This is a genomic window from Nocardia sp. NPDC088792 (assembly GCF_044750615.1).
In the GTDB taxonomy this organism is placed as follows: domain Bacteria; phylum Actinomycetota; class Actinomycetes; order Mycobacteriales; family Mycobacteriaceae; genus Nocardia.
Genome location: NZ_JBIVKC010000005.1, coordinates 752,415 through 778,974, shown reverse-complemented (window position 1 = coordinate 778,974; position 26,560 = coordinate 752,415). Strand labels below are relative to the sequence as shown.

The 26,560-nt window shown below is 66.7% G+C and carries 22 protein-coding genes and 4 tRNA genes; 11 read left to right on the top strand and 15 right to left on the bottom strand.

The features are described 5' to 3' along the window. Window positions 1-9 precede the first annotated feature (9 nt). Together ACIP5Y_RS35850 and ACIP5Y_RS35845 are read left to right on the top strand one after the other, a co-directional pair. Entirely contained in the window at window positions 10-2,400 is a 2,391-nt protein-coding gene (locus ACIP5Y_RS35850) for a glycerol-3-phosphate 1-O-acyltransferase (RefSeq protein ID WP_400356813.1), read from the top strand. Continuing rightward, a complete protein-coding gene (locus ACIP5Y_RS35845) occupies window positions 2,397-3,881 on the top strand; it encodes an HAD-IB family hydrolase (protein WP_400356812.1) in 1,485 nt (494 codons plus the stop codon). The genes ACIP5Y_RS35850 and ACIP5Y_RS35845 overlap by 4 nt, the downstream gene beginning before the upstream one ends. Here the strand turns inward: ACIP5Y_RS35845 and ACIP5Y_RS35840 are convergent. The 7 genes from ACIP5Y_RS35840 to ACIP5Y_RS35810 form a co-directional block, all read right to left on the bottom strand. Then, a complete protein-coding gene (locus tag ACIP5Y_RS35840; RefSeq protein WP_400356958.1) occupies window positions 3,878-4,579 on the bottom strand; it encodes a polyprenol monophosphomannose synthase in 702 nt (233 codons plus the stop codon). The two genes, ACIP5Y_RS35845 and ACIP5Y_RS35840, sit on opposite strands and share 4 nt — an antisense overlap. Window positions 4,580-4,704: 125 nt before the next feature. Then, window positions 4,705-4,872 carry a hypothetical protein gene (locus ACIP5Y_RS35835; RefSeq protein ID WP_400356811.1) on the bottom strand — a complete coding sequence of 56 codons (168 nt, stop codon included), beginning with the start codon at window positions 4,870-4,872 and terminating at the stop codon, window positions 4,705-4,707. Between the two features lie 21 nt (window positions 4,873-4,893). Next, on the bottom strand, window positions 4,894-5,715 hold the full coding sequence (locus ACIP5Y_RS35830) for a pentapeptide repeat-containing protein (protein ID WP_400356810.1): 822 nt from the start codon (window positions 5,713-5,715) through the stop codon (window positions 4,894-4,896). Between the two features lie 240 nt (window positions 5,716-5,955). Then, window positions 5,956-6,032: transfer RNA gene (locus ACIP5Y_RS35825), tRNA-Phe, on the bottom strand. Between the two features lie 35 nt (window positions 6,033-6,067). Beyond that, window positions 6,068-6,141: transfer RNA gene (locus tag ACIP5Y_RS35820), tRNA-Asp, on the bottom strand. Between the two features lie 32 nt (window positions 6,142-6,173). Continuing rightward, window positions 6,174-6,249, bottom strand: a tRNA-Glu gene (locus ACIP5Y_RS35815). A 92-nt stretch (window positions 6,250-6,341) separates the two neighbouring features. Next, complete coding sequence (locus tag ACIP5Y_RS35810) at window positions 6,342-7,007, bottom strand: TetR family transcriptional regulator (RefSeq protein ID WP_400356809.1); 666 nt, start codon at window positions 7,005-7,007, stop codon at window positions 6,342-6,344. Between the two features lie 1,121 nt (window positions 7,008-8,128). Here ACIP5Y_RS35810 and ACIP5Y_RS35805 point away from each other — a divergent pair. The 8 genes from ACIP5Y_RS35805 to phoU all read left to right on the top strand — a co-directional run bounded on the left by ACIP5Y_RS35805 (window position 8,129) and on the right by phoU (window position 16,267). Further along, window positions 8,129-8,201: transfer RNA gene (locus tag ACIP5Y_RS35805), tRNA-Lys, on the top strand. 152 nt (window positions 8,202-8,353) lie between these two features. After that, window positions 8,354-8,944: a DUF937 domain-containing protein gene (locus ACIP5Y_RS35800; protein ID WP_400356808.1), complete on the top strand. Its 591-nt coding sequence runs from the start codon at window positions 8,354-8,356 to the stop codon at window positions 8,942-8,944. Between the two features lie 219 nt (window positions 8,945-9,163). After that, window positions 9,164-10,135 (top strand): acyl-ACP desaturase, encoded by a 972-nt coding sequence (locus ACIP5Y_RS35795; RefSeq protein WP_400356807.1) that lies wholly within the window; start codon window positions 9,164-9,166, stop codon window positions 10,133-10,135. Between the two features lie 206 nt (window positions 10,136-10,341). Further along, window positions 10,342-11,196, top strand: a complete 855-nt coding sequence (locus ACIP5Y_RS35790) for an alpha/beta fold hydrolase (RefSeq protein ID WP_400356806.1) — start codon at window positions 10,342-10,344, stop codon at window positions 11,194-11,196. Window positions 11,197-11,200: 4 nt separating this feature from the next. Further along, window positions 11,201-12,022, top strand: coding sequence for a hypothetical protein (locus ACIP5Y_RS35785; RefSeq protein ID WP_400356805.1), 822 nt, complete (start codon window positions 11,201-11,203; stop codon window positions 12,020-12,022). A gap of 79 nt (window positions 12,023-12,101) precedes the next feature. After that, window positions 12,102-13,250, top strand: coding sequence for a tRNA dihydrouridine synthase DusB (dusB, locus tag ACIP5Y_RS35780; RefSeq protein ID WP_400356804.1), 1,149 nt, complete (start codon window positions 12,102-12,104; stop codon window positions 13,248-13,250). Between the two features lie 167 nt (window positions 13,251-13,417). After that, on the top strand, window positions 13,418-15,484 hold the full coding sequence (locus ACIP5Y_RS35775) for an LCP family protein (RefSeq protein ID WP_400356803.1): 2,067 nt from the start codon (window positions 13,418-13,420) through the stop codon (window positions 15,482-15,484). Between the two features lie 111 nt (window positions 15,485-15,595). Further along, window positions 15,596-16,267 (top strand): phosphate signaling complex protein PhoU, encoded by a 672-nt coding sequence (phoU, locus tag ACIP5Y_RS35770; protein WP_400356802.1) that lies wholly within the window; start codon window positions 15,596-15,598, stop codon window positions 16,265-16,267. 92 nt (window positions 16,268-16,359) lie between these two features. Here phoU and ACIP5Y_RS35765 read toward each other — a convergent pair whose 3' ends face one another. The 4 genes from ACIP5Y_RS35765 to ACIP5Y_RS35750 all read right to left on the bottom strand — a co-directional run bounded on the left by ACIP5Y_RS35765 (window position 16,360) and on the right by ACIP5Y_RS35750 (window position 21,741). After that, a complete protein-coding gene (locus ACIP5Y_RS35765; RefSeq protein WP_400356801.1) occupies window positions 16,360-17,994 on the bottom strand; it encodes an MFS transporter in 1,635 nt (544 codons plus the stop codon). 115 nt (window positions 17,995-18,109) lie between these two features. Continuing rightward, complete coding sequence (locus tag ACIP5Y_RS35760) at window positions 18,110-19,279, bottom strand: mandelate racemase/muconate lactonizing enzyme family protein (protein WP_400356800.1); 1,170 nt, start codon at window positions 19,277-19,279, stop codon at window positions 18,110-18,112. A gap of 2 nt (window positions 19,280-19,281) precedes the next feature. Further along, a complete protein-coding gene (locus tag ACIP5Y_RS35755; RefSeq protein WP_400356799.1) occupies window positions 19,282-20,610 on the bottom strand; it encodes a cation:dicarboxylate symporter family transporter in 1,329 nt (442 codons plus the stop codon). Between the two features lie 15 nt (window positions 20,611-20,625). Then, complete coding sequence (locus ACIP5Y_RS35750) at window positions 20,626-21,741, bottom strand: mandelate racemase/muconate lactonizing enzyme family protein (RefSeq protein ID WP_400356798.1); 1,116 nt, start codon at window positions 21,739-21,741, stop codon at window positions 20,626-20,628. A gap of 78 nt (window positions 21,742-21,819) precedes the next feature. Between ACIP5Y_RS35750 and ACIP5Y_RS35745 the strand changes: the two genes are divergently transcribed. Next, window positions 21,820-22,509 (top strand): FCD domain-containing protein, encoded by a 690-nt coding sequence (locus tag ACIP5Y_RS35745; protein WP_400356797.1) that lies wholly within the window; start codon window positions 21,820-21,822, stop codon window positions 22,507-22,509. 4 nt (window positions 22,510-22,513) lie between these two features. On the opposite strand, the gene pstB is transcribed toward ACIP5Y_RS35745, so the two are convergent. The 4 genes from pstB to pstS form a co-directional block, all read right to left on the bottom strand. Continuing rightward, the gene (gene pstB, locus ACIP5Y_RS35740) at window positions 22,514-23,290 is read right to left on the bottom strand and encodes a phosphate ABC transporter ATP-binding protein PstB (RefSeq protein ID WP_400356796.1); all 777 of its coding nucleotides are present in this window, start codon (window positions 23,288-23,290) and stop codon (window positions 22,514-22,516) included. A 13-nt stretch (window positions 23,291-23,303) separates the two neighbouring features. Then, window positions 23,304-24,203 carry a phosphate ABC transporter permease PstA gene (gene pstA / locus ACIP5Y_RS35735; RefSeq protein WP_400356795.1) on the bottom strand — a complete coding sequence of 300 codons (900 nt, stop codon included), beginning with the start codon at window positions 24,201-24,203 and terminating at the stop codon, window positions 23,304-23,306. Next, window positions 24,200-25,168, bottom strand: coding sequence for a phosphate ABC transporter permease subunit PstC (gene pstC / locus ACIP5Y_RS35730; protein ID WP_400356794.1), 969 nt, complete (start codon window positions 25,166-25,168; stop codon window positions 24,200-24,202). Before pstC ends, pstA begins: the two co-directional genes overlap by 4 nt. 114 nt (window positions 25,169-25,282) lie before the next feature. Further along, window positions 25,283-26,401, bottom strand: a complete 1,119-nt coding sequence (gene pstS / locus ACIP5Y_RS35725) for a phosphate ABC transporter substrate-binding protein PstS (RefSeq protein WP_400356793.1) — start codon at window positions 26,399-26,401, stop codon at window positions 25,283-25,285. Window positions 26,402-26,560 lie beyond the last annotated feature (159 nt).

Sequence of the window (26,560 nt, the reverse complement as noted above, 5' to 3'; positions counted from 1 at the left end):
GAAACCACCATGCTCGATCACGACAGCCGGCTTCCCGAAGCCGCCATCACCGCACCGAGTTCGGTGGTCGCGCTCGTCGACGCCGCCTCCCGCGTCGAGCGCGAACTCATCGGCAACTGGCTCGCCGAAGGCGGCATCGCCCAGGAATTCGGCCTCACCGCCCCCGTCACCCAACTCGACCTCGACCCCGGCGCCGTCGGCGCCCGGCTGGTCGGACGCCACGACGATCCACTCGTGGTACCCGTCCGCGTGCTCTGGCTGCCACCCGAACGGGACGGCGTGCGGCGCACCACCTTCAGCGATCTGCTCACCCTCACCAACCCGCGCAAACCGCACCCGATCATGCAGCGGCGGCTCATCAACAAAGCGCCCGACCGGCACCTGGTACTCACCGGACAGCCCGCCCGGCTCAGCGAGCTGCGCGCCAACAATCCCGGATCCGCGGGCGCACCCGACGCTTTCGCGCGCGCCATCGTGCGCGCGGGCATCGTCGCCCTCGAACGCGCGGAACGCGCCGTCATCGGCGACCGCTACAAGGTGCCGCGACTGGTCGTCGAGGAAATCCTCGACTCACCCGAATTCCTGCGCCGGCTCGACGCCATCGCCGCCGACAGCGGCACACCCGCACGCGAGGTATACCGGCGCGCCGAAAAAGCGCTGCGCGAACTCGTCGCCGCCCAGAGCCGGCTGGTATCGGACCTGTTCACCCAGGCCATGCGGCCCGTACACGCCTCCACCTGGAAGGTCGACGCCGACGAGACCGGACTGGACCGGCTGCGCACCCTGAACCGGACCCACCCGCTCGTCTTCCTGCCGTCACACCGGTCCTATGTGGACGCCTTCGTCCTCGGAGACATCCTCGCGCGCAACGACTTCCCGCCCAACCACGTGGTCGGCGGGGCCAACCTCAAATTCTGGCCCCTCGGGCCCATCGCCCGCCGCACCGGCACCGTCTTCATCCGCCGCAGCTTCGGCGACGACGAGGTCTACAAGGCCGTCGTCGAGGAATACTTCGCCTACCTGCTGGCCAAACGCTTCAACCTGGAGTGGTACTTCGAAGGCGGGCGCACCCGCACCGGCAAACTGCGGCCGCCACGCTACGGACTGCTGAACTACCTTGCCGCGGCACTGCGTTCGGCCCGCATCGACGACGTCATGCTGGTACCCGTATCCATCACCTACGAACGGCTCAACGAGATCGGCGCCATCGCCGACGAACAGACCGGCGGCAGCAAGCAGGCCGAAGGACTCACCTGGCTCGCCAGTTACGTACGCAACCAACAGCATTCGGCCGGACACGTGTACGTGCGCTTCGGTCAGCCACTCTCGGCGCGGGAGCGGCTGACCGCGCTCGGCGACCCGCTGCACGCCGCCGGCACCCCGGAATCCACCGGGGAGACCGGCGAGCCCGCGGAGACGACCGACGCCGAGCACCTGGCCGTGCAGCGCCTCGCCTTCGAGGTCGCGGTCGGCATCAATGCCGTCACCCCGATCACCGTCAACGCCCTCACCACCCTCGTCCTGCTCGGTGTGCACGAACGCGCCCTCACCCGCGGCGAATTGCGCACCGCCATCGCACCCGTGCTCGGCTACATCGAGAACCGGGATCTGCCGCGCGGTGAACTCGACACCCTGCGCGACGATCACGGGCTCGCGGTGGTGCTCGAACAGCTGGCCGTGGCCAAGGTCGTGACCGTGTATCGCGGTGGGCTGGAACCGATCTACTCCATCAATCCCGGCGCCCATCTCGAGGCCGCGTTCTATCGCAACAGCGCCGTGCACTGGTTCGTCAATCGCGCCATTCTCGAACTCGCCATCCTCACCGCCGTCGAAGCGCCCGAGGGCGATCAGCTGCGGGTCGGCTGGGAGGCCGCGTATCGGCTGCGGGATCTGCTCAAATTCGAGTTCTTCTTCCCCGAACGCGCCGAATTCACCAGTCAGCTGACCACGGAAATGCTGCTGGTGGACCCGGATTGGCATCGCCGCACCGCCGCCGGCACCGTCGGCGCCGACATCCTGGCGCGACTCGCGGAATCCGGCTTCATCATGGCGCACCGCGTCCTGCGCTCCTTCTTCGACGCCCAGCTGGTGGTCGCCGAACGCCTCGCCGCCCGCGATCCGTCGCTGCCCGTCGACAAGAAGGCGTTCGGTGACGAATGCCTGCTCGTCGGCAAACAGATGCTGCTGCAACAACGCTTGCACAGCCCCGAATCGGTGTCCTCCGAATTGTTCGGCAGCGCCGTCAAACTCGCCGACAACCACGGCCTGCTCACCCCCGCCGCCGACCCCGCCGACCTGGCCGCCCGCCGCAGCCACTTCGCCGCGGAACTGCGCGCCATCGGCGGGCGCATCTCCCGCGCCGCCACCCTCGACCCGTCCAACCGGATGGAAGCACTGTGACACACCGGACATCGGAGGGCGCCCTACCCGCGCGGCCGATCCGGGCTCTCGGCGACAGCGAGCTCGACACCGCCGTCGACGCCATCCGCACCGGACCTCAGGGACCGCACGTCGCCGCCGTCTTCGACTTCGGCGGCACCGTCGTCGGCGGCTTCAACCCGCCACCACTACTGCACCGGATGCTGCGCCGCGACAGTCAGCGCGCGCTCACCGCCACCCTGCTCGGCAGCATCCGCGGCGCCCGCAGCGCCGGCGAATACGAACGCTTCCTGCAGCACGCCATGTACAACTGGGCCGGCGTACCCGAGAGCGAACTCGAGCAACTCGGCGCGGACCTGTTCCGGCGCAGCGTATACGGGCACATCTACCCGGAGGCCTGGCGGCTGGTGCGCGAACACGAGGCCGCCGGGCACACCCTGGTACTGGTCAGCTCCGTGACCCGCTACCAGGTGCAACCGGTCGCCGACGAACTCGGGATCCCGCACGTGCTGTGCACCACCATGGCCGTACAGGACGGACTGCTCACCGGGCACGTGGCCGGGAAACCACTGTGGCGCAACGGCAAGGCCGACGCCGTGCGCCGGTTCGCGAGCACCCACGACATCGACCTCGCCCAGAGCTGGATCTACGCCGACAGCGCCGCGGACCTGCCACTGCTGCAGCTCGCCGGACGGCCCACCGCCGTCAACCCCGACCCGCGGGTGGCCCTCGAAGCCGCCGAGAAGGATTGGCCGATCCTGCATTTCCGGCCCCGTCGGTCACCCCGGGCCACCGACTACGCGCGCACCCTCGGCGGGTTCGCCGGACTACTCGGCGGGGCGCTCTTCGGGGTCGCCGCCAAGGCACATACGAAACAACGGCGGCAGATGGCGGATTCGATGCTCGTCCGCGCGGCGGGATCCACGCTCGCCGGCAGCCGGGTGAAAGTGCGGGTCGCCGGAGCCGAGCACGCGCGCTCCCCGCGCCCGGCCGTGTTCATCTTCAATCATCAGAGCCAGTTCGACATCATCGTGCTCGCCGAGGTGCTCGGCGCCGGCATCACCGGGGTGGCCAAGCAGGAGGTGACGAAGAATCCGATCTTCGGACCGCTCATGCGGTTCGTCGAAGTCACCTTCATCGACCGCGCGAACACGGTCGCCGCCAAGGCCGCACTCGAACCCGTCGTCGAAACCCTGCGCGGCGGACTGTCCGTCGTGATCGCGCCCGAGGGCACCCGATCGATGACACCGCGCCTCGGCCCGTTCAAGAAGGGCGCCTTCCATATCGCCATTCAGGCGGGCGTGCCGATCATCCCGGTCGTCATCCGCAATGCGGGCGAAATCTCGTGGCGCAATTCGGCCGTCGTGCGCAAAGGCGTCGTCGACGTGGCGGTACTACCGCCCATCGAGGTGAGCAGCTGGGACCCGGCCCATATGGACGCGGACGTCGAACGGGTCCGGCAACTGTTCGTCGAAACCCTGCTGAACTGGCCCGAAAGTTAAACCGAGCGGCCGAACAACAGCTTCCACGGCATCGCGGCCGATTCCAGCTGCACCTTCAGGGTCATCTTCGACGCGCCCTTGGTGCGCTCCTCGAACCGGATCGGGACCTCCGCGATCGCGATGCCCTTCTTCACCGTCCGGTAGTTCATCTCCACCTGGAACGAGTACCCGTTGCTCTTGATGGAGGACACGTCGATGGCGCGCAGCGTATCCGCCTTCCACGCCTTGAAACCGGCGGTGGCGTCCTTCACACCGAGGCGCAGGATCAGGTTCACGTAGAAGTTGGCCCAGGCGGACAACGCCTTCCGATGCCACTTCCACTCCTCGGCGGTGGAACCACCCGGCACATAACGGGATCCGAGCACCACACCGGCGCCACTGGTCTCCAGCTTCTCCAGCATGGCCGGAATGACCTCCGCCGGATGCGACAGGTCGGCATCCATCTGGATCACCACGTCCGCACCCTCGTCGAGCGCCTCGGTGATGCCCGCGATGTACGCGCGGCCCAGGCCGTCCTTCTCCGTGCGGTGCAGCACGCTCACCACGTTCGGCAGGTCGGCGGCCAGCTTGTCGGCCACCTCGCCCGTACCGTCCGGGGAGTTGTCGTCCACGACCAGCACGTGCAGGTCGGCCACCGGTAGCGCGGTCAGCCGCTCCACCGCCACCGGCAGGTTCTCCCGCTCGTTGTAGGTCGGCACCACCACGGTGACCTTCAAGGCTTTGCCCTCCCGCTTGGACGATTTCTGCTCAAGAAACCGTACTCGATGTCCCTGAGTGGCTCGTGAGCGCACCGGAAGGCGCGTCCTCCCCCGCCGGCCCGGTGTCAATCCTCGGCGTCATCCGCACGCCGATTCCGTTCCCGCACAATATCCAATGCCCGCTCCGCTGTCGCGCGGTCCGGATAGGGCCCCATCCGATCCGCGAACCAGCACCGCTTCCCCTGCTCCGCCCGATGATGTTTCAGGCAGTAGTACCACTGCTCATCAGCCATGAATCCAGCATGGCACCAAGATCACCGATCGGTGTCGACCTTGGGCACGAAACCGACGGGCCACACGGTGTCCGCGTCGAACGCCACGAATGCGAAGTCCGCCCCTCCCCATTCGTTGTCCATCGAGGTCCGCTGCGCTTTTGCCGGGTCACCGGTGTCGACCGAGAGTATGGCGCCGCCATTGGGACCGTGCGGCATATCGAAGAACGCGCCACGCGCGTCGGCATTCGAGAAGTCCGCGCCTTCGAGGCCGGCCGCCGCCAGGCTCGCGTGCCTGAGGTCCGCCCCGCTCACGTCTGCCCCGGTCAGCCGGGCATTCAGCAAGGCCGCGGTCTGCAGGCTCGCATCCGCCAACTTGCTGCCCGTCAGGTCCGCGTTCGCCAGGTCCGCCGTAGTCAGATCGGCGCGGTTCAGCTTCGCCCCACGCAGATTCGCGCCGTTCAGATCGGCTTTCACCAGACAGGTGTTCGACAGATCGATCTGCTCGGCGCCCTTCGTATCGCGACGCCCGATGACGGTCAGCACCGCTTGCACGTCGGTCGCCGGAGCCGAACTTCGGTCGGCCCCGCCGCATCCGGGCCCACTCGGTGCGTGCGTCCGGACGAAAGCGCTCAGCACCGCGAAGATCGACGGTCGGTCCGCCGGTGAATCGCTCGCGAGTCGTTCGAGCAGATAGATGCCGCCCAATCGTATTTCCAGACTGTTGTTGCCGAGCTCCTCGACCGCCTTCGCGTACCGGTCGGTCACTGCCGTTTGCCGCGCCAGCGCGTACTGATCATTGGTCGCGTGCAACGACTGACTCGTGAACCAGAGCGCCCCCACCGCCGCGATGGTCGTCGCCATGGCCGCCATCTTCGCCCAGCCACCCCACCCAACCACCGCACGGCCGGCGCGGTGCAACCGGGTCCGGGCAGTGTCCGGACGCCTGAGTGAATGAATCCGATTCGGACGCCGCCGTGCGCCGCCCGCCCCCCGACGAGATTTCACCGCCCGATGATCCCGCCGAACTCCTTGTGGCGCTACATATTTTCGGAGTGGCCCCGGAAACGCGAAATCCCCCCGGGGATACCGGGGGGATCGTCGTGGTGGCCAAGGCCGGGATCGAACCGGCGACCTTCCGCTTTTCAGGCGGACGCTCGTACCAACTGAGCTACCTGGCCGTAGGCACCCGATTCGAATGCCGAGCTTGTACTTGCGACCCTGACGGGACTCGAACCCGCGACCTCCGCCGTGACAGGGCGGCGCGCTAACCAACTGCGCCACAGGGCCTTGCTGCTCCACACCAGTGATGTTGCCATCGCTGGTACCCCCTACGGGATTCGAACCCGCGCTACCGCCTTGAAAGGGCGGCGTCCTAGGCCGCTAGACGAAGGGGGCCCGCCGGATTTCTCCGGACCGTTTGCTCAACGGCTTCCGTTGGGAGCGGAGATAGCTTATGACAGCATCCGCGTTAATCCCAAATCTGCTGGTCACAGTCCCAAATTGAGATCTTCCAGGCGTGCGGACGTGCGCCAGCCCACCCGGCGGAATTCTTCACTCCACTCGGGAGTGCCGACGGCCTCGACCATCATCTCGAGCGCCTCCGTGAACCGGGAACGCAGATCCGTGGGACCACCCAGCACATCGGCGATGTAGCGCTGGCCCGCCAGCGCCGCCGCCAGGGTGCGGGTGAACCGGTCCGGATCGGTGTCCGGTCGCAACTGCTTGTGTTCCGTCGCCCGGACCGTCAGCAGCCGGATGGCGCGGCCGAGAATGCGGCCACCGCCGGCTTGGATGTCGCGATAGAACTCCGGCTCGATGATGAGCCGGAACTCCGCCTGGATGATGATGTCGTTCTCCAGGCGCAGCGCGATCTCGTCGATCATGCCGTGCAGGACATCCAGTGGCCCGAGATCTGTTCGGGCAAGCCATCTTTCCGTTGAGGCGCGATAGCGGTCGACCGCTGCCTCCAGCACCGCGCGTGCCAGATCCTCCTTCGAATCGAAGTGAAAGTACATGGCGCCCTTGGTCGCCCGTGAACCTTCCAATATGCGGTTGAGCGATGCAGCGGCATAGCCGCTCTTCCCGAACTCAACGGCGGCGGACCTGATGATCGCCGCGCGTGTCCGGCGGGCCCGCTCTTGCTGCCGTGCCATGCTCGAAACGCCTCCGAAGCTAGCTACCGTCGCGGATCGGTTACGAGAACTGTCCCCGACGCAAAGTTACGTGTCTTTCAAATACTTCAGAACGGGCTCTTGCCCGAATTACCAAACTTTTGGTACGAAAAAGCGCGAAAAACTTGAAACACACCAACTGGTATAGTTTTCCCGCCCGGGTGCACCACGAGGGGTGCGCACTCGGGCGCAGTTGTCTCGGTCCGCCTCCCGCAACCTCGATCGGTTCGAGTCGCGATCGGCCAGACCGGTCGCGACACGTTCGGGCACATCAACGATAGGCCGAATCCCGTGCCGCCGGGGCAATCCCGGTTCTTCGGGAATTCACCAGTCGGTCACCGTACCCGTAATGCACACCCCGCGTGAGGTGTACCGGAAAGTCAGTTAGCCAGTGCACCCCCTGACGTTAATCGCAAATTCCCAGTTACCAGCTGGGCGATTGGTCCGAAAGGACGAATTCGCCCATATCCCACGGGCGTTCGCCACAGGTTCGAAACATGCCCGAAACGTGTCCGCGCATGCGGCATCACCGTGCGTCCGGCGCCCCCGCACCGGCATCGGCTGTCGCCGTTCTCCTCCCCCTACACCAAAATGCTTGCCACGCATCACCATTGGATGATATTCACACCTTGCCTCAACGAAACAAACTGAGTGGCAACACGATTGCAGAACCCGGGATGACCCCCCGACCTCAGCGGGCGCTTACCTCCGGATGCACCGTCCGGCACCCACACTCCCACCCCGGACGCATCCGTGTTGGACGCTACCGACCCCCCGGTTTTATCCACTGGCGTGCCCCACCGACCGGTCCGCACCCTCACAGCGCCTCATCGTCCCCCCGATTGCAACGACCGACACCCCTATGCCGCGCCGATCGGCACAGGCGGTCACCGGATCGGCACAGGCGGTCAGCCGGGCATCGCACAAACCGTCAACCGGGCCTGCCGCCGCCGATCATCGGGGCCGCCCGGCCGCCGACACCCCGGGCACGCCCGGACCCCACCCGTGTCAACCCCATTGACCTGCACAAACATCGAGCCATCCAGCACAATGGGATACTCATTTAACAGTTGCGCGGTCGGCACCGTAAACTGTCGTCCCGCGCCCCTATAGCTCAGTTGGTAGAGCTACGGACTTTTAATCCGCAGGTCCCAGGTTCGAGCCCTGGTGGGGGCACAGCGCGCTCCGGTCCAGGAGTACGGAGAGGGGCCCGGAATCATACTCCGGGCCCCTCGCCACATCTGCGAATCTGTAGCAATCTGTCCGGATTTCACCTACCGTGACCTGAGTAGAGCTATTCCCGGGATCCATCACCACAGGCGGAGTTCATGACTTCCTTCGATGACCTGCTCTCCAACGTTCCGGTCGCCCAGATTGCCGAGAAGCTCGGCGTCGACGAGGCGACGGCGAAAACCGCCATCACCGCGGCCGTCCCGGTCCTACTGGGCGGTCTGCAGGCAAAAGCCAGCAACCCCGAGGCAGCCGCGGATATCGAGGGCGCGATCGCCAAACAGCCCGCCGGCCTGCTCGACGGCGGTGTCGACATGAACCAGGTCGACACCGGTCACGGTAGCCAGATCGTCGATCAGACCTTCGGCACCGAGAAGAACACCGTCATGAGCGCCCTCGGCAATGTCGGCGGCAATGCCATCAGCCAGGACCTCATGTCCAAGCTGCTCCCCATGCTCGCCCCCATCGTTCTCGCCTATCTTGGTAAGAAGGCATTGGGTGGAGGCGGCGGCGCGGCCGCGGAATCCGGTGCCGGAGGCGGCATCGGGGACATCCTCGGCAGCCTGCTCGGCGGCGCCACCGGAGGTAAGAGCGGTGGCGGACTGGGCGACATCCTGGGCAAGGCCGTCGGCCAGAACGCGGGCAACGTGCTCGGCAATGTGCTGGGCGGACTACTCGGCAAAAAGTGAAATCTCCAGTGGAGCACCGGAGTCCGGTGCGCGGCTAACGAACTGCGGTCCACGGCGATACACACAAGCCGTGGGCCGCTCTTCTTATGACATCTCTCACTGGCCCCGCAATGGCGCACGGATGAGTTTCACATCACCATACGGTGACGTAAGGTATGGGCCGCGGCGGCAGGCCAGCGAGGGTACAACCGCTACACGTTCGACACGAAGGGCACATATATGGCAAGGGATCTGACTCAACTCGAGCTACTGGCGGAGTTGGAGCCGGTTGCCGAGGAGAATGTCAACCGCCACCTCTCCCTGGCCAAGGAATGGCACCCGCACGACTACGTGCCGTGGGACGAAGGCCGCAACTTCGCGGCCATGGGCGGCATCGACTGGGACCCCTCCCAATCGCGGCTGAGCGAGCTGGCCAAGGCGGCCATGATCACCAACCTCCTCACCGAGGACAACCTGCCCTCCTACCACCGTGAAATCGCGGAGAACTTCTCGCAGGACGGCGCGTGGGGCACCTGGGTCGGCCGGTGGACGGCCGAGGAGAACCGGCACGGCATCGTGATGCGCGACTACCTGGTCGTGACCCGCGGCGTCGACCCGGTCGCGCTCGAAGAAGCGCGCATGATCCACATGACCAACGGATTCGCCTCCCCCACCGAGGCGGACGCCGGCTTCCTGCACTCGGTCGCCTACGTGACCTTCCAGGAACTCGCCACCCGGGTCTCGCACCGCAACACCGGCAAGGTGTGCGACGACCCCATCGCCGACCGCATGCTGCAGCGCATCGCCGCCGACGAGAACCTGCACATGATCTTCTACCGCAACATGTGCGGCGCGGCCCTGGACCTGAGCCCCGACCAGGCCCTCGACGCCATCACCCTCATCCTGGAGAACTTCCAGATGCCGGGCGCGGGCATGCCCAACTTCCGCCGCAACGGCGTACTGATGGCCAAGCACGGCATCTACGACCTCCGCCAGCACCTGGAGGAAGTGGTCCTGCCCGTGCTCAAGAAGTGGAACATCTTCGAGCGCACCGACTTCACCGCCCGCGGCGAGGAAACTCGCGAGCGGCTCGGCCTCTTCCTGGAGAAGCTGAGCAAGGACGTCGACAAGTTCGAGGAGCAGCGCGACCGCATGCTGGCCCGCGAGGCCGCCAAGCGCGAGAAGGACCTCGCCGCCGCGTCGGCGCACTGATCGCACCCCGCAGCGCGAGCCCCGATCGAACACGAAACCCCCGGACGGCCCGGTGACCGCGTGTCACCGGGCCGTTCCGCGCGTGCCACCGGAACCCGCGTGGAAGTGCCCGCCCGCGGCCATAATTCCCAGGTGCGAGCGCCACTCACAGCATTCTGTCGGCTCCGGCACAGGCCGGCCCAGCACTGGTGATCGACCATGGAGAAATGAGCCTCGAGTTGCGGGATCCGGAAGGATCAGGCGCGCATGCCTTCTCGCGGTCCGGTGACCAGGACCGGGCCGCGCAGTCCGCGCGCGCCGCGACCGAGACCGAACCGGTGGTGCTGCTGCACGGTCAGCCAGGAGATCGATCCGACTGGGATCTGGTGCTGCCCCGGCTGCCCGGCAGCGTCGGCGCACTCGCCTGGGACCGGCCCGGCTACGGCGCCAACCACCGGCCCGCCGGATCCATCGAGGACAATGCCCGCTGGCTGCTCGACTCCCTCGACCGGGCGGGCATCGAGCGCGCGGTGCTGGCCGGGCACTCGTACGGCGGCGGCGTCGCACTCGCCGCCGCGGCCCTCGCCCCGGAACGCGTCCGCGGCCTGGTCCTGGTGGCCAGTGTCGGGCCGCACTGCCTGAACCCGCTGGACGAACTGCTGGCCCTGCCCGTCGCCGGGCCCGCACTGTCCCTGACCGCCTGGTCACTGCTGCCCTGGCTGGCACGGAAGGGCCTGGACCACAACCGATCCGAAACCCGCACCGCGCCGGAGTACTGGCAGTTGCTGGCCGGCGTGCACCACGAGCACGGACCGGTCTGGCGCAGCTTCCTCGTCGAACAGCGGGCGCTGCTGCACGAACTCGGCAGCTGGACAGACAAACTCGCGCAGATTCGCGTCCCGGCATTGATCCTGGCCGATCCGGCCGATAAAGTCGTGCCGATTTCCACGGCCTACGCCCTGCGCGACGGATTACCCGAAGCGCGACTCGAATTGGTCGAGGGCGGCGGTCACCATCTGCCGCGGCGGGTACCCGACGTGGTGGCGGCCCGGATAGGCGCCTTTGTCGACTCGTTGGAGTGAACCCATGCGTGGCACCATCATCGCTGTTCGCGACCGCGCGCTCACGCAGCTCCAGCACGAGCGCGCCCCGCTCGCGCCGCGGCCGATCCCGCTGCAGCAGCGGCTGTGGCGGCAGGTCGCGGGCGAGGTGCGCTGGTCGTTCACGCCACCCGCGCTCTGGCTGGAGGGCATCGCCTTCAATGTGGTGCTCTCCGGGCTGTATCTGCTGATCTCACCGCTCACCCTGCACAAGCACGGGTGGGTGGTCATCATCGGCGTCTACTTCGCGACCTTCGTGCTGGCCGACGTCACCACCACCAATGTGCTCGGCGTCGATACCGCGCGGGTACGGCTGAGCCTGGGCGAGGGGCTGCCGATGTGGCGGATCCTGCTGGTCAAGAATCTGTCCCTGCTGGTGATCGTGGGTGTGCCGACGCTGGCGGCCACGGCGATCATCACCGCGGCGACGACCAGGCATTCGCTGCACGCCATCGCCATCACGGTGCCCGATGTCGCGCTGCCGATCCTGGCCTGGCTGGGCGTGGGCAATCTGGTGTCGGCGCTGCTCGCCGTGCAGCCCCGATCGCTCATGCGGCGCTGGCAGGAACGCCGGCAGTGGCGGACGACGCTCCCCTGGGTCACCCACCTCGGACTGCCCTATGCGCTCTACTACTTCGTCGCCCCCATCGACGGCCAGCAGCGCGGCATTCTCGGCTACCACCTGGGCCGGAGCATGCCGGCCGACTTCCGGGCGCTGATCCATCTCGGCGTCGGGCTGACCGTCTGGGCGATCGGCACGGTCCTCGCGGTCTGGTTCATGCGGTGGCGCGGGTTGCGCATCCTGTGAACGACGCGGTCTGTGAGCGGGGCCATACCGGCGGGCATGTGGGACAGGGCACTTCCGCGCGGATGAGACACTGGACGACGTGACGACGTCGCTCGAAGCCCCCAAGACCGCCCTGCGGATCGGCCCGTACCCGGTCGACCCGGCGGTCGTGCTGGCTCCGATGGCCGGCATCACCAATGTCGCCTTCCGGCGGCTGTGCCGCGAATTCGGCAGCAGCACCTCGATTTACGTATGCGAGATGATCACCGCGCGGGCGGTGGTCGAGCGCAATGAGAAGACGCTGCACATGATGTCCTTCGGGCCCGACGAGTCACCGCGGTCCATGCAGCTGTACGGCGTCGACCCGAAGACGCTGGGCGAGGCCGTGCGCATCATCGTCGGCGAGGGCTGGGCCGACCACATCGACATGAACCTGGGCTGCCCGGTCCGGAAGGTCACCCGGCTCGGCGGCGGGTCCGCGCTGCCGTACAAGCGGCGGCTGTTCGCCAATATCGTGCGCGAGATGGTGGCGGCGGCCGGCGAGGTCCCGGTCACCTTCAAGTTCCGCATCGGCATCGACGACGAGCACCACACCTACCTGGACACCGGCCGCATCGCCGAGGCCGAGGGCGCCGCCGCGGTCTCACTGCACGCGCGCACCGCGGAGCAGCTGTACTCCGGCCAGGCCGACTGGACCGCCATCGCCCGTCTGAAGGAAGCCGTCACCAGCATTCCGGTGCTCGGCAACGGCGATATCTTCAGTGCCGACGACGCCCTCCGCATGATCGCCGAAACCGGTTGCGACGGAGTCGTTGTGGGCCGCGGCTGCCTCGGCCGCCCCTGGCTCTTCGCCGAACTCTCCGCGGCCCTGCGCGGCGAGCCCATTCCCGCCGGCCCCACCCTCGGCAAGGTCGGCGAGATCCTGCACCGGCACGCCGCCCTGCTCGTCGAACACGACGGCGCCGACAAGGCCATGCGCGATATCCGCAAGCACATGGCCTGGTACCTCATGGGCTTCCCGGTCGGCTCGGCCCTCCGCCGCCAATTCGCCACTGTCACCGGCCTCGACCAGATCGCCGACCTGGTGGCCCAGCTCGACCCCGAGATCCCCTTCCCCACCGACGCCCTCGGCCCCCGCGGCCGCCAGGGCTCCCCCCAGGCCAAGGTCGCCCTCCCCGACGGCTGGCTCGACGACCCGGAGGACGACACCGTCCCCGCGGCCGCCGATGTCATGCACAGCGGCGGGTAACCGGCGCCCGGCCTCGCCGCCGATTGTGACCGTAGGTTCCGCGGTGGGACGGGGTCGCCCTGGCACACTTCTCTCTGCACTACCTGCGGTGGACGGTTGCCCGAGTGGTTCGTCGTGGCGAAATCGTTATCATGACGGCGGCATCTAGAGCGAAGAGAGGTTCTTTGGTGGGTGACGATCGGTATGGGCGGACGCCGCGCCCCGGTGGTCGCGCCCCCTGGGAGCGCTTCCCCGCGGACGAGGATGCTCAGGCCCCGGCCGAGCCGCCTGCCCTCGAAAACTCCGGTGGCCCTGTGGATCGGCCCACGGTGGGTAGTGCGCCGTTGTATCGGCCGGTGCCCGCGATGCCGTCCGGGGCGGGAGGTATTCCGCGAGCGGAGATCGCGGAAAACGCTGCGGAACAGGACAATACACCGAAAACGGTGCACTCCAGTACATTTCGGGCAGCCGAAGGCGGGGCCGGAGTACGGGCCACCGGATCGCCCGCCGATCCCGTCACCGAAGAACTACCGGTGGTCAGCGGCGAACTACCGGCGGTAACCGGCGGGCAGGCAAGCACCCCGGCTCCGATCGAGGTGGCGCCGACGGTGACCGAAGCCGTCGCCGCCGCGCTACCCGCGACCCGCGGGAAGTTCCTGCTGACGCGCCGGGTCGGCTCACCCGCCGACTACCCGACCACCGCGCTGCCGTCGCCGGTCGGTGGCCTGCCGCTCACCAAGCCGATGCTCAACCGGCGCAAGCGGAATCGCCGGATCCAGCTGGCCGGGCGCAGTGCGCTGGTGGTTTTCGCGGTGGTCGCGCTGCTCATCACCGGCGGCGGCTGGAGTTACCTGCGCGCGAAGGACAGCAACTTCCAGCAGGTCTCCGCGCTCGACGACAACTCCACCGACGTGGTCGACGCCGACGGCCAGAACGGTGACGAGAACTTCCTGCTCGTCGGCACCGACACCCGCGCCGGCGTGAACGGCAGCCTGGGCGCGGGCACCACCGACGATGCCGAGGGCGCCCGATCCGACACCGTCATGCTGGTCAATATTCCGGCCAGCCGGGCGCGCGTGGTCGCCGTCTCCTTCCCCCGCGACCTCGACGTGTCCCGCCCGGTCTGTGAGGGCTGGGACAACGAGAAGGCCGCCTACACCGGCGCGAACTACCCGGCCGCCATCGGCGACAAGCTGAACGCAACGTACGCCCTCGGCGGGCCCAAATGCCTGACCAAGGTGATCACCAAGCTCTCCGGCCTGAAGATCAACCATTTCATCGGCATCGATTTCGCCGGCTTCGAATCCATGGTGAACGTGGTCGGCGGTGTCGAGGTGTGCAGCAGCAAACCGCTCGTCGACGAGATCCTCGGCACCGTCCTCACCGATCCGGGCAAGCAGGTGGTGGATGGTGGCACCGCGCTGAATTACGTTCGCGCACGCCATGTCTACGGTGAGGAACGCAGCGACTACGACCGCATCAACCGGCAGCAGCGCTTCCTGTCGTCACTGCTGCGCGGTGCGCTGTCCAACAAGGTGCTGCTCGATCCGGGCAAGCTGAACGGGTTCATCGACGCCTTCGCGCAGCACTCGTTCATGGACAATGTGAATACGAAAGACCTGCTGACACTGGGTCGTTCGCTGCAGAAGATGCAGGCCGGCAATATCACCTTCCTGACCACGCCGACCGCCGGAACCACCTCGTACGGCAATGAGATTCCGCGCGAATCCGATATCAAGGCCATCTTCCGGGCCGTCATCGACGATCAGCCGCTGCCCGGCGAGACGCAGACCGCGACCACCGCCACCACCGAAACTCCCACGGAGCAGCCGAAACCCGTGGCCGTCGACCCGAGCACGGTGTCGGTGCAGGTCTCCAACGGCTCGGGGCAGGCCGGGGTCGCGGCCACCACCGCCACCAAACTGTCCAATCAGGGTTTCCAGATCTACAGCACCGGCAACTACACCGACGGCACCTCGCCCCGCACGAAGGTCCGCTACTCGAGCGGTCACGAGGCCGAGGCGGGCACCGTGGCGAGCGCGGTGCCGGGCGCGGTGCTGGAACCGGCGAGTGGGCTGGGCAGCATTATCGAAGTGGTCGCCGGCACCGACTTCGCGGGCACCGTGCAGGCGCCCACCGCGTTCGGTCGGCAACTGCCCGACACGCCGATGGACGCGGGTGGTCCGAGTGCGGCTCCGGTCACCTTGCCGGCCGATCTGGAACACGTCAACGCGGCAGACGACCTGTGTAAGTAGGGTGCCGCCGCACCCGGGCGGAACTGCGGCGACGACACCGGGACCGACCGGCACCGATGGTTCACCCACCGTTGGTGACTTGGTCAGCGGCTGTCGCTAATGTCTTGACTCATGCGTGTCATCTACAACGAACAAATGGCCGAACTCGCCGATCTGCTCGGCGGCATGGCCGGGCTCGCCGGATCGGCGATGGAGCGGGCGACCCAGTCGCTGCTCGACGCCGATCTCGAGCTCGCGGAGCAGGTGATCACCGAATACGACCGCATTGCCGAGATGATTCAGCTGGCCGAGGAGAAGGCCTTCGCGCTGCTGGCCCTGCAGGCCCCCGTCGCCGGCGATCTGCGGCAGGTGGTCAGCGCCATCCAGATCGTCGCCGACGTGAACCGGATGGGCGTGCTCGCCCTGCACGTCGCGAAGATGACGCGCCGCCGGTTCCCGAATCACGCCGTGCCGGAAGCGGTCAACAGCTACCTCGCCGAAATGGGCCGGGTCGCCGTCAAGATGGGCGCCACCGCCAAGGAAGTCCTGGAGACCCGGGACCCCGAGCGGGCCGCCAAGCTCACCGATGACGACGAGGCGATGGACGACCTGCGCAAGCACCTGTTCACGCTGATCATGGACCGCGACTGGCAGTTCGGCGTGGCCGCGGCCGTCGACGTGGCGCTGCTGGGCCGCTACTACGAGCGCTTCGCCGACCACGCCGTCGAGATCGGCCGCCGCGTGGTCTTCCTGGTCACGGGCGTCCTGCCCCCCGACCCGGACTCGGAAAAAGAGTCGATCTGATCTCTCCGGCGCCCACTCAGGGGTAAACCCCTGAAACCCCATCAGGCGCAAGACCAGGCGCCCGCACGGCACGGTGCGGGCGCCTGGTCGTATCAGCCCTCGGAATCCGCTGCGGCGGGTTCCTTTTCGCGCCAGGCGAGCAGCATCGACTGTCCGCCCTCCGGCCGCCAGGGCAGGGCGACCGCGACGATCAGGGCGCAGACGACCAGCGCGCCGACCGCGACGAACGACGCGGATTGTGAACCCTGTAGCGCCGCAACCTTCATCGCGTGGATCAGATCCGCCTTCGCCGAGGCCAGGAACGGATTGACCGGCGCCTTGACGATCTGAATCACGCTGATCGGCGTATTGCTCGCCAGATCCTTCTGTTTCGCGGTCATGATCGCCTCAGGAATGCTCCCGATCCGGCTCGCGATCCGATGCGAGTAGACCGAGGTCATGATGGATCCGAGCACCGCGACCCCGAGCGCGCCGCCGACCTCGCGGGTGGTGTCGTTCACCGCGGAACCTGCGCCGGCCTCTTCCAACGGCACTGAGCCCATGATGGATTCGGTGGCCGGTCCCTGCACCACGGCGAAGCCCAGACCCATCAGGATCATCGAGATCACCACCGGTCCCACGTACGGGGTGTCGACCTTCACCTGCCCGGCGATGAACATGGCGACGGCCAGGATGAGCAGGCCGGACACCACCATGGCCGTGGTGCCGAGCCGCTGCGCCGCCATGGTCGCGAGGGGTGCGAAGAAGCCGACCGCCACCGCGAAAGGCAGTGAGTGCAGCCCGAATTGGAGCGGGCTCAGCTCCTTCACACCCTGGAAGTACTGGGTGATCAGGAACAGGAAGCCGAAGGCGCTGAAGTAGGAGACGGTGATCGCCAGCGAGGGCAGTGCGAAGCGCCGGATGCGGAACAGGTTCATGTTCAGCACCGGGGTGCGCACCCGCAGTTCCCAGGCCACGAACACCGACAGCAGCACTATCGAAAGCACGTATCCGGCGAGGCTTTCCGTGGACAGCCACCCGTGCTTGGGGGCTTCGATAATGCTCCACACCAGCGTGGTGACGCCCGCCAGGGAGAGCACGATGCCGATACGGTCGAGCCGATCCACGTGGTCCGCACGGGATTCCGGCACGGTGATCAGGACCGCGGCGACGGCCACGACGGCCACCGGGACATTGATCCAGAACACCGAATGCCAGGAGAAGTACTCCAGCAGCCAGCCGCCGATGGTCGGCCCGATGGCGATGGCGATGCCGGCCATGGCGGTCCAGAGTGCGATGGCGGCGGCGCGTTCCCGCGGTTTGGTGAAGATATTGGTGATGAGGGCCAGCGTGGCCGGGAAGACGACGGCCGCGAACACGCCCATGCCGGCGCGGGCGGCGATGACCTGGCCGAGTCCGGAGGACAGTGCGCCGGCCGCGGACATGACGGCGACGCCGGTGAGGCCGATGATCATGAAGAGCCGCCGCCCGTAGCGGTCGCCGAGGTGTCCCATGGCGAGCAACAGGCCGGAGAACGCCAGGGTGAACGCGTCCACGATCCACTGCAGGCCGCTCATATCGGCTTCCAGCTGCACCGCCATGGACGGCAGTGCGACGTTGACGAGTGTGTTGTCCAGTACCACAAGCAGTTCCGCGAGGCAGATGGCGACCAGGGCCGCCATCTTCCCGCGTTGCGACAGCGTCGCCACCGTCTGTCCGGATCCCCGGATCGCCGTTGACACCGTCATCCGACACCTCCCTACTAAACCGATCGGTTTACCCAGTGAAGGTCAGGCTATCTGTAACTGACGGTGTCACACAATCATGCTGTGGTCGTATGACGCAGGACACACTCGACGCAGGTCAGTGCAGGTCGCGGAACACGCGGTAGAGCGAGGCCTTGTCCTCGAACCCGATACCCGGCGACTCCGTCAACTGCAGCCGGCTGTGCCGGATCACCGCGTCATCGGCGAAACCGCCGGTCGGCTGGAACTCCCCCGGATACGACTCGTTGCCACCCAGCCGCAGCGCCGCGGCGATATGCAGCGAGAACTGATGCCCGCCGTGCGGAATACACCGCCGCGACGACCAGCCGTGCGCACGCAGCATCTCCTGAATGCGGAAATACTCCACCAGGCCGTACCCGAGCACCGGATCGAACTGCAGGTAATCCCGGTCCGGCCGCATCCCGCCGTAGCGGATCAGATTCCGCGCATCCTGCAGCGAGAACAGATTCTCACCGGTGGCCAGCGGCCCCGAATACTGCTCCGACAGCGTGGCGTGCAGGGCGTAATCCAGCGGATCACCCGGTTCCTCGTACCAGAACAGCCCGTACGGCTCCAGCGCCCGGCCGTACTCCAGCGCGGTGGCCAGATCGAAACGGCCATTGGCGTCCACGGCCAGCCGCGCACCGTCGCCGCCCAGCACCTCCAGCACCGCTTCGATCCGTTTGATGTCATCGGCCAGCGGCGCGCCGCCGATCTTCATCTTCACCACGTCGTAGCCCTGCGCGAGGAAACCGCGCATCTCGTCCTGCAGCTGCGGCAAATCCTTACCCGGCGCGTAATAGCCGCCCGCCGCGTAGACGAACACCTCCGAATCCGGTTCACCGAGACCGTAGTGCCGCACCAGCCAGCGGTACAGCGGCAATCCGGCCAGCTTGGCATTCAGATCGAACAACGCCATATCCACGACGCCCACCGCGACCGAGCGTTCCCCGTGCCCGCCGGGTTTCTCATTGCGGGTCATCAGATTCCACGCTTTCGCGGGATCGATGAACGCACCGTCCGCGGTCAGCAATTCTTCGGGCGCGGCATGCATCAGCCGCGGAATGACCCGGCGGCGCAGAATCTCCCCCGCGCTGTATCGGCCATTCGAATTGAATCCGTAACCCACCACCGGCTTTCCGTCGCGAATGACATCGGACTCCACCGCGACGATAGAACAATCCATGGCACTGAAATCGATGAACGCATTGCTCATCGACGAACTGATCGGCACCACACCTTCGTGAATGGCGACAATACGAGGCATATCTATACTCCTTGAACAGTTTTCGGGCGATATCCGAGAGCGGCGAGCGCGGGCTCGGGATCCAGCCCGCCCGGCTCCCAGCGCGCGACGACCACGGTGGCCACCGCATTGCCGAGCACATTCGTCAAAGCCCGGACGAGAGAAAGAAATCGGTCCACCGACAACACCAGCGCCAGCCCCGCGATCGGCACCAGCGCGGTGGCGGCCACCGTATTGGCGAGCGTGATGAAGGCCGAACCACTGATCCCCGCGGTGCCCTTGGACAGCACCAGGAACGCCAGGAACAACCCCAGCTGATTCCCGAAACCCAGTGGCACGCCGTACACCTGCGCGATGAACACCACACAGATCGGCACCACCACCGCGACACCGTCGAGATTGAACGAGAACCCGGTCGGCACCACCAGGCCCACCACACTGCGCCGGCACCCGGCTTGCTCCAGCCGCTCCATCAACTGCGGCAGCACCGCCTCCGAGGAGGACGTGCCCAGCACCACCAGCAGCTCCTTGCGGAGCGTGAAGATCAAGCGCCACAGGGAGAATCCGGCCAGCCGGGCCACCGTGCCCAGCACCACCACCACAAAGACCAGCAGTGCCAGCGTGGAGACCGCCACCAGTTTCATCAAGGCGGTCAGCGTCTCCGGCCCGTACCTGCCGACCGTGGCCGCCACCGCGCCGAAGGTGCCGACCGGCGCGAGCAGCATGATCATCCGGATCATCCGGAAGAACACCTCGGACAGCTTGCCGCAGCCCGCCACGATCGGCTGCGAGACCGTATCCGGCAGCCGCAGCAGCGCCACCGCGAACAGCACCGCGAAGATCAGCACCTGAATGATGTGCCCGGTCACGAACGCGCCGACCGCATTGTCCGGCACCACATCCGCGAGGAACGACGTGAACGAGTTGTTCGCGTCAGCACCCTTCACATAGGCGCCGATCTCACCCGGCGCATGCTTCGGCGCCGACACTCCGGAACCCGGATGCAGCAGATTCACCGCGAGCAGGCCCAGCAACATGCCCAGGGTGGTGACCACCTCGAAGTACAGCAGGGCCCGCCCCGCGATCCGGCCCACCGCCTTCATACCGCCCGTCGCGACGATCCCGGTCACGGTCACCAGGAACACGATCGGCGCGATGAGCATCTGGATCAGATCGATGAAAGCATTGGCGATCGGCTGCATTCCGGCCGCCGCGCCCGGCGTGACGATCCCGAACACGGCGGCCACCACGGCCGCGATCAATACCTGGAAGGTGGTGTTGCCGAGCACCCGGCGCCAGCGCGGCCGGGGGGCCGCGGCGTCCGCCGGCGTATCCACGGTGATACTGCTCATCCGACTCACCCGGTTTCACTTGGCCGGTACGAGGGTCGAGCGCAACGCATCCCGGTCCACGGTGAGACCCAGGCCCGGCTTGTCCGGCACCGTGATCATCCCGTTCACCGGTTTCGGCGCGTCCGGGAAGAGCAGTTCGCCGACCTGCACCATCCCCAGATGCCATTCCAGGATCCAGCCGTTCATGAGCCCGGCCAGGGTGTGCAGGTTGAACAGCGGCCAGCCGCCGCCGTGCGCGAGCGGCAGGTTGTAGATCTGCGCCAGATGCGCGGCCTTGCGCGCCTCGGTGAAGCCGCCGCAGTAACAGACATTCGGCTGCAGGATGTCCACGGCCTGCTTCTCGACCAGCTCCCGCAACCGCCAGCGATGCCCCTCCATCTGGCCGGCGGCGATCGGAATCCTGGTGTGCGCCCGCAGATCCGCCAGCGCGCGGGCATCGTTCTGGTGCAGTGGCTCCTCGAACCAGGTGAGGTTCACGTCTTCCACGGCGCCGCACAGGAATTTGGCCTCGGGCGGGGTGAAGAGATAGTTGGCGTCGATCATGAGGTCGATGTCGTCGCCGATCTCGCTGCGCACGGCGCGGATTCGGGCCGCGTCCTCCCGCCAGCCGCCCTCGTCCACGGCCACCACCAGTTTGAGCGCCGAAACGCCCTGATCCAGTTGCAGTCTCGCGGCGGCGGCCAGGGTTTCGCGGTCGTACTGCGGGAAGCCGAAGGTCACGTAGACCGGCACCCGGGTGCGGGCGCCGCCCAGCAGGCTGGCGACCGAGCGGCCCGCCGCCTTGCCCTGGATATCCCACAGCGCGATGTCGAGCAGGGACAGGGCGCTGGAGACGACGCCGGTCATGGTGCGCGGATTCAGTGTGCGCCAGACCTTCTGGTGGATGGCCTCGGTTTCGCGCGGGTCCATGTCCACCACGGCAGGCAGGAAGTGTTTCTCGAGCGCCACCACCACGGCATGGGAGAGGAAGTGCCCGGTGAGGGCGACGCCGGTCAGACCCTCGTCGGTCTCCACTTCGCAGAAGACGAACTCCCGCTGCTCTTCCCGGCCGTAGCCGCGCACCTTGTGCTCCAGCAGCGGTACATCGATCGAGGTGGTGTGCACGCTGGCCCGGATGTCCTTGATTCGCATGGACCGAGTGTGGGCGCGTGAATCGTCAACTGTCAACGATTTGCAATTGACAATCGGCCGTGCGAGGATGCGGACGCTATGAGTGAGCACATCCACGCGATCAACGCGCTACAGCAGCGAGTGGCCGAACGACAGGCGAGCTCGCTGCTCGGCCTGATCGCCGGAGAACTCGAGCAGATGATCATCAACGGCACGCTGGTAGCCGGCGACCGGATCAACGAATCCGCGCTCGCCACCCAACTCGGCACCAGCCGCGGACCCGTGCGAGAAGCCCTGCGGCAGCTGGAATTCAGCCGCCTCGTCGAATTCCGCACCAACCGGGGCATGTTCGTACGCCAGATCTCGGTGGACGAGGCCGCCCGGCTCTACGACATCCGGGCATCCCTGTTCGGACTCGCGGGCCGGCTCGCGGCGGAACGCGGCGTCACACCCGAGATCCTGGAAACCTTGCACACCAAGGTTTCCCGGCTCGACCGGGCGGTGCCGCAGGTCGACGACTACTACCCCGGGAACGTGGACCTGCACCGCGATCTCGTTGCGCTGTCCGGCAATCCGCGGCTGCTGGATCTCTACAACGACGTCTCGAAGGAACTACACCTGTTCCGCCGGCACGGCCTGGAAACCGAAAACGCCAGGCACACCTCGAATTCCCAGCATGCGGGGATTCTGGAGTACCTGACGGTAGGTAATGCCGAAGAGACGGGCCGCCGGATGGAAGCCCATATTCTCTCCGGAAAGGACCGCATGCTCGCCGCGGTCCGGTCGTGACGGTCTAGCCGAAGCGGCCCGAGATGTAGTCCTCGGTCTGCTTCTGGCCCGGGTTGGAGAAGATCTTCTCCGTCTCGTCGATCTCGATGAGCTTGCCCGGCTTGCCCTGGGCCTCCAGGTTGAAGAAGGCCGTCTGGTCACTCACGCGCGCGGCCTGTTGCATGTTGTGGGTGACGATGACGATCGTGTACTCCTTCTTCAGCTCGGTGATCAGATCCTCGATCGCGAGCGTGGAGATGGGGTCCAGCGCGGAACACGGCTCGTCCATGAGCAGCACGTCCGGCGACACCGCGATGGCGCGGGCAATACACAGACGCTGCTGCTGACCACCGGACAGGCCACCGCCCGGCTTGTCGAGGCGGTCCTTGACCTCGTTCCAGAGGTTGGCGCCGCGCAGCGACTGCTCGGCCACCTCGTCGAGCTGCTTCTTGTTGCGAATGCCCTGCAGCCGCAGCCCGGCCACCACATTGTCGCGAATCGACATGGTGGGGAACGGGTTCGGGCGCTGGAACACCATGCCGATGGTGCGGCGCACGCCGACCGGATCGACCTGGGCGCCGTAGATGTCCTCGCCGTCCAGCAGCACCGCGCCCTCGACGCGGGCCTCCGGGGTCACCTCGTGCATGCGGTTGAGTGCGCGCAGCACGGTGGACTTACCGCAGCCCGACGGACCGATGAACGCCGTCACACTGCGCGGCAGCACGGTCAGCGACACGTTGGCGACCGCATGGAACTTTGCGTAGTAGATATTGAGGTCTTTGACGTCAATTCGCTTGGCCATCAGTCTTTCCGTCCTATCGGTTCCGCGTGAGCAGCTTGTTGGCCACCGCGGCGAGCGCGTACAGCGCCGCGATGATCAGGATCAGCGTCAGCGCCGCACCCCACACGCGTTCCCGGCCGGCCGCGGTCGGGTTCGCCAGCTCCTGGTACATCAGCAGCGGCAGCGAAGCCATATTGCCGTTGAAGATGTCGGTATTGATCGACTTGGAGTAGCCCACCAGCACCAGCACCGGCGCGGTCTCACCCATGACACGGGCCACGGCCAGCAGCATGCCGCTGATCATGCCGGGCGCCGCGGTCGGAACCACGATCCGCACAATGGTTTTCCACTTCGGGATACCGAGTGCGTAGGAGGCCTCCCGCAATTCGTCGGGGACCAGCTTCAGCATCTCCTCGGTGGAACGCACCACCACCGGCAACATCAACAGCACCAGCGCCAGCGAGACCGCGAAGGCGCTCTGCGGGAAGCCCAGCGTCGCGATCCAGGCCGCGAAGATGAACAGGGCCGCGACGATCGACGGCACACCGGCCAGGATGTCCACCATGAACGTGGTGGTCTTGGCCAGCCAGCCACGCCCGTACTCGACCAGATAGATGGCGGCCAGAATGCCCAGCGGCACCGCGATCACGGCGGCCACGCCCGACTGCACGATGGTGCCGTAGATGGCGTGGTAGACACCGCCCGAGGTCTGCTCCGGCAGGATCCCCTTCTGGGACTTCTGCCACCAGTCCGCGGTAACGACCGCGTGCCAGCCCTTTTCGATGACGATGACGAGCACCCACAGCAGCGGCACCAGCGCGATGCCGAAGCACGCCCACACCACGCCGGTGGCGAGATTGTTCTTGATCCGACGGCCGGGGCTGACGTGCCGGAAGGTCGGAGCCTTGATCGGCTTGTCGAGTGTGGCGGTCATCCGTTCACCTTCCCACCGGCCGCGAGCCGAGCCAGGGCGTTGACCACGAAGGTCAGCGCGAACAACACGAAGCCGGCCGCGATGTAGGCGCCGGTCGGCAGCTTCGAGCTGAATTCCGAAGCGGCGGAAGCGATCTTGGAGGCGAAGGTGTAACCACCGTCGAACAGCGACCACTTGCCGGAGGTCGCCGAGGTGCGCAGCACGATCAGGACCGCGATCGTCTCACCGAGCGCGCGACCCAGGCCCAGCATGGAACCGGCGATCACACCCGAACGGCCGAACGGCAGCACGGTCAGCCGCACCACCTCCCACTTGGTGGCGCCCAGCGCCTGCGCCGCCTCGATGTGCGAACGCGGCGTCAGACCGAACACCTCACGGCTCACCGAGGTGATGATCGGCAGGATCATCACCGCGAGCACCACACCCGCGGTGAAGATGGTGCCGCCGCCGGCGATGGTGACATCACCGTCGGCGAACAGGAAGAACCAACCCAGGTGACCGTTCAGGAACGTCTGCACCGGCTCCAGTTTCGGAGCCAGCACCAGCACACCCCACAGACCGAACACGATCGACGGCACCGCCGCCAGCAGATCCACGATGGTCGAGAACGGACGCTTCAGCACCTTCGGCGAATACTGCGTCAGGAACAACGCGATACCCACCCCGATCGGCACCGCGATCGCCAACGCGAACAGCGAACTCAGCACCGTGACCATGAACAGGTCCCGGATACCGAACCGCAGATTCGTCGAATCGTTGGTGTTGAACTCGGCGCTGGTGAAGAAGTTCGCCTTGTTCGCCATCACCGACGGCCACGCCTGGATCAGCAGGAAGAGCGCGATCAGCGCGATGGCGGCGACGATGATCCCGCCGGCGGCCGTGGCCGCCGAACGGAATGCGAACTCCGCGCCGTACTTCTTCGGTGCTCGGCCCTTCGCCGGGGTGGTACTGGGTTCGGTCGGCATGAGCGCAGTATCCCCCGGCTGTTGGGCACGGTCCTCCGGCTGTCCCGCTGAGACGGACAGAGCGCCGGAGTGAATTTCGTCGTGCACGGTCATCGTGGTTCTTCGATCAGGCGATCAGTTGATGGCGCTGATCGCGGTGGTCAGCTTGGTCTTGAAGGCGTCCGGCAGCGGCACGTAGCCGGCGTCGGCGAGACCGTTCTGACCGTTGCCGACCGCGGAGGTCAGGAACGCCTTGACCGCGGTGGCGGTGTCGCTGTCGCTGTACTTCGAGCACACGATCTCGTAGGTGGCCAGCATGATCGGGTACGCGCCACCGACGGTGGGCTTGTACATCGAGGTGTTGTCCAGCACCAGGTCGTTGCCCTGGCCCTTGACCTTCACCGAGTCGATGGACTTGGCGGCGGTCTCCGGGGTCAGCGCGACCGGCTTGGGGTCGTTCGAGGTCGCGGAGGTCAGCACCTGCGCGATCGACAGGTTCTGCGCCTTGGCGAAGGACCACTCGGTGTAGGTGATCGAGTACTTCTGCTGGGCGATGGCGCCCGAGGTGCCGTCGGAGCCCTTGGCGCCCTCACCGACGCCACCGTTGAAGACCTTGCCCGCGCCCTTGGTCCAGCCGGCGGCCGAGGTCAGGTACTGCTGGAAGTTGTCGGTGGTGCCCGACTCGTCGGAACGGAAGATCACGCCGATCTTGTCCGACGGCAGCTTGTCGGCATCGGCGGCGTTCAGCGCCTTGATGGCCGGGTCGTTCCAGGTGGTGATCTCACCGTCGAAGATCTTCGCCATGGTCGGCGGGTCCAGCACCAGGTCGGTGATGCCGGGCAGGTTGTAGACGACGGCGATCGGGCCGAAGACGGCCGGCAGGTTCCAGGCCGGGCTGCCGCAGCGGGCGGCGGCCTTGTCCGGCTCACCCTTCTTCGGGTCCAGCGCGGAGTCGGAACCCGCGAAATCGGTCTGCTTGCCGAGGAATTCGTTCACACCGGCGCCGGAGCCCGAAGCGGTGTAGTCGAGCTTGGCATTGCTGCAGTTGGCTTCGTAGGCGGCGATGAAGCGGTCCATCGCGTTCTTCTGGGCGGTCGAGCCACTGGACTTCAGCGCGCTCTTGCCACCGCAGGCGATGTTCATCGCCGACGTGCTGCCGGACGAGCTGTTGTTGTCACTGCCACAGGCGGACAGAGTCAGGGCGCCGGTTGCGGCAAGCACACCGATCAGGGCGCTGCTGCGCTTGAGATTCACCTATTCCTCCACGGGAATCACGGTCCGCGCGTCCAACCCCTCAACGGTCGGACGGGCGTCATGTGGCGGCTGTTCGCTGCGAACTAGCGCACCAGGCAGCGGTATGCGGCCCTCTTGCAAAGTAGGTGCGCTCGGTTGACAGTTGGACCTGGGCAGGTG

What these genes read in the sequence shown, in the direction of transcription:
- ACIP5Y_RS35850 (WP_400356813.1), top strand. Translation starts at nt 10, where the DNA reads ATGCTCGATCACGACAGCCGGCTTCCCGAAGCCGCCATCACCGCACCG.
- ACIP5Y_RS35835 (WP_400356811.1), bottom strand. Translation starts at nt 4,872, where the DNA reads ATGGCTGATGAGCAGTGGTACTACTGCCTGAAACATCATCGGGCGGAG.
- ACIP5Y_RS35830 (WP_400356810.1), bottom strand. Translation starts at nt 5,715, where the DNA reads ATGGCGACGACCATCGCGGCGGTGGGGGCGCTCTGGTTCACGAGTCAG.
- ACIP5Y_RS35810 (WP_400356809.1), bottom strand. Translation starts at nt 7,007, where the DNA reads ATGGCACGGCAGCAAGAGCGGGCCCGCCGGACACGCGCGGCGATCATC.
- ACIP5Y_RS35800 (WP_400356808.1), top strand. Translation starts at nt 8,354, where the DNA reads ATGACTTCCTTCGATGACCTGCTCTCCAACGTTCCGGTCGCCCAGATT.
- ACIP5Y_RS35795 (WP_400356807.1), top strand. Translation starts at nt 9,164, where the DNA reads ATGGCAAGGGATCTGACTCAACTCGAGCTACTGGCGGAGTTGGAGCCG.
- ACIP5Y_RS35790 (WP_400356806.1), top strand. Translation starts at nt 10,342, where the DNA reads ATGAGCCTCGAGTTGCGGGATCCGGAAGGATCAGGCGCGCATGCCTTC.
- ACIP5Y_RS35785 (WP_400356805.1), top strand. Translation starts at nt 11,201, where the DNA reads ATGCGTGGCACCATCATCGCTGTTCGCGACCGCGCGCTCACGCAGCTC.
- phoU (WP_400356802.1), top strand. Translation starts at nt 15,596, where the DNA reads ATGCGTGTCATCTACAACGAACAAATGGCCGAACTCGCCGATCTGCTC.
- ACIP5Y_RS35765 (WP_400356801.1), bottom strand. Translation starts at nt 17,994, where the DNA reads ATGACGGTGTCAACGGCGATCCGGGGATCCGGACAGACGGTGGCGACG.
- ACIP5Y_RS35760 (WP_400356800.1), bottom strand. Translation starts at nt 19,279, where the DNA reads ATGCCTCGTATTGTCGCCATTCACGAAGGTGTGGTGCCGATCAGTTCG.
- ACIP5Y_RS35755 (WP_400356799.1), bottom strand. Translation starts at nt 20,610, where the DNA reads ATGAGCAGTATCACCGTGGATACGCCGGCGGACGCCGCGGCCCCCCGG.
- ACIP5Y_RS35750 (WP_400356798.1), bottom strand. Translation starts at nt 21,741, where the DNA reads ATGCGAATCAAGGACATCCGGGCCAGCGTGCACACCACCTCGATCGAT.
- ACIP5Y_RS35745 (WP_400356797.1), top strand. Translation starts at nt 21,820, where the DNA reads ATGAGTGAGCACATCCACGCGATCAACGCGCTACAGCAGCGAGTGGCC.
- pstB (WP_400356796.1), bottom strand. Translation starts at nt 23,290, where the DNA reads ATGGCCAAGCGAATTGACGTCAAAGACCTCAATATCTACTACGCAAAG.
- pstA (WP_400356795.1), bottom strand. Translation starts at nt 24,203, where the DNA reads ATGACCGCCACACTCGACAAGCCGATCAAGGCTCCGACCTTCCGGCAC.
- pstC (WP_400356794.1), bottom strand. Translation starts at nt 25,168, where the DNA reads ATGCCGACCGAACCCAGTACCACCCCGGCGAAGGGCCGAGCACCGAAG.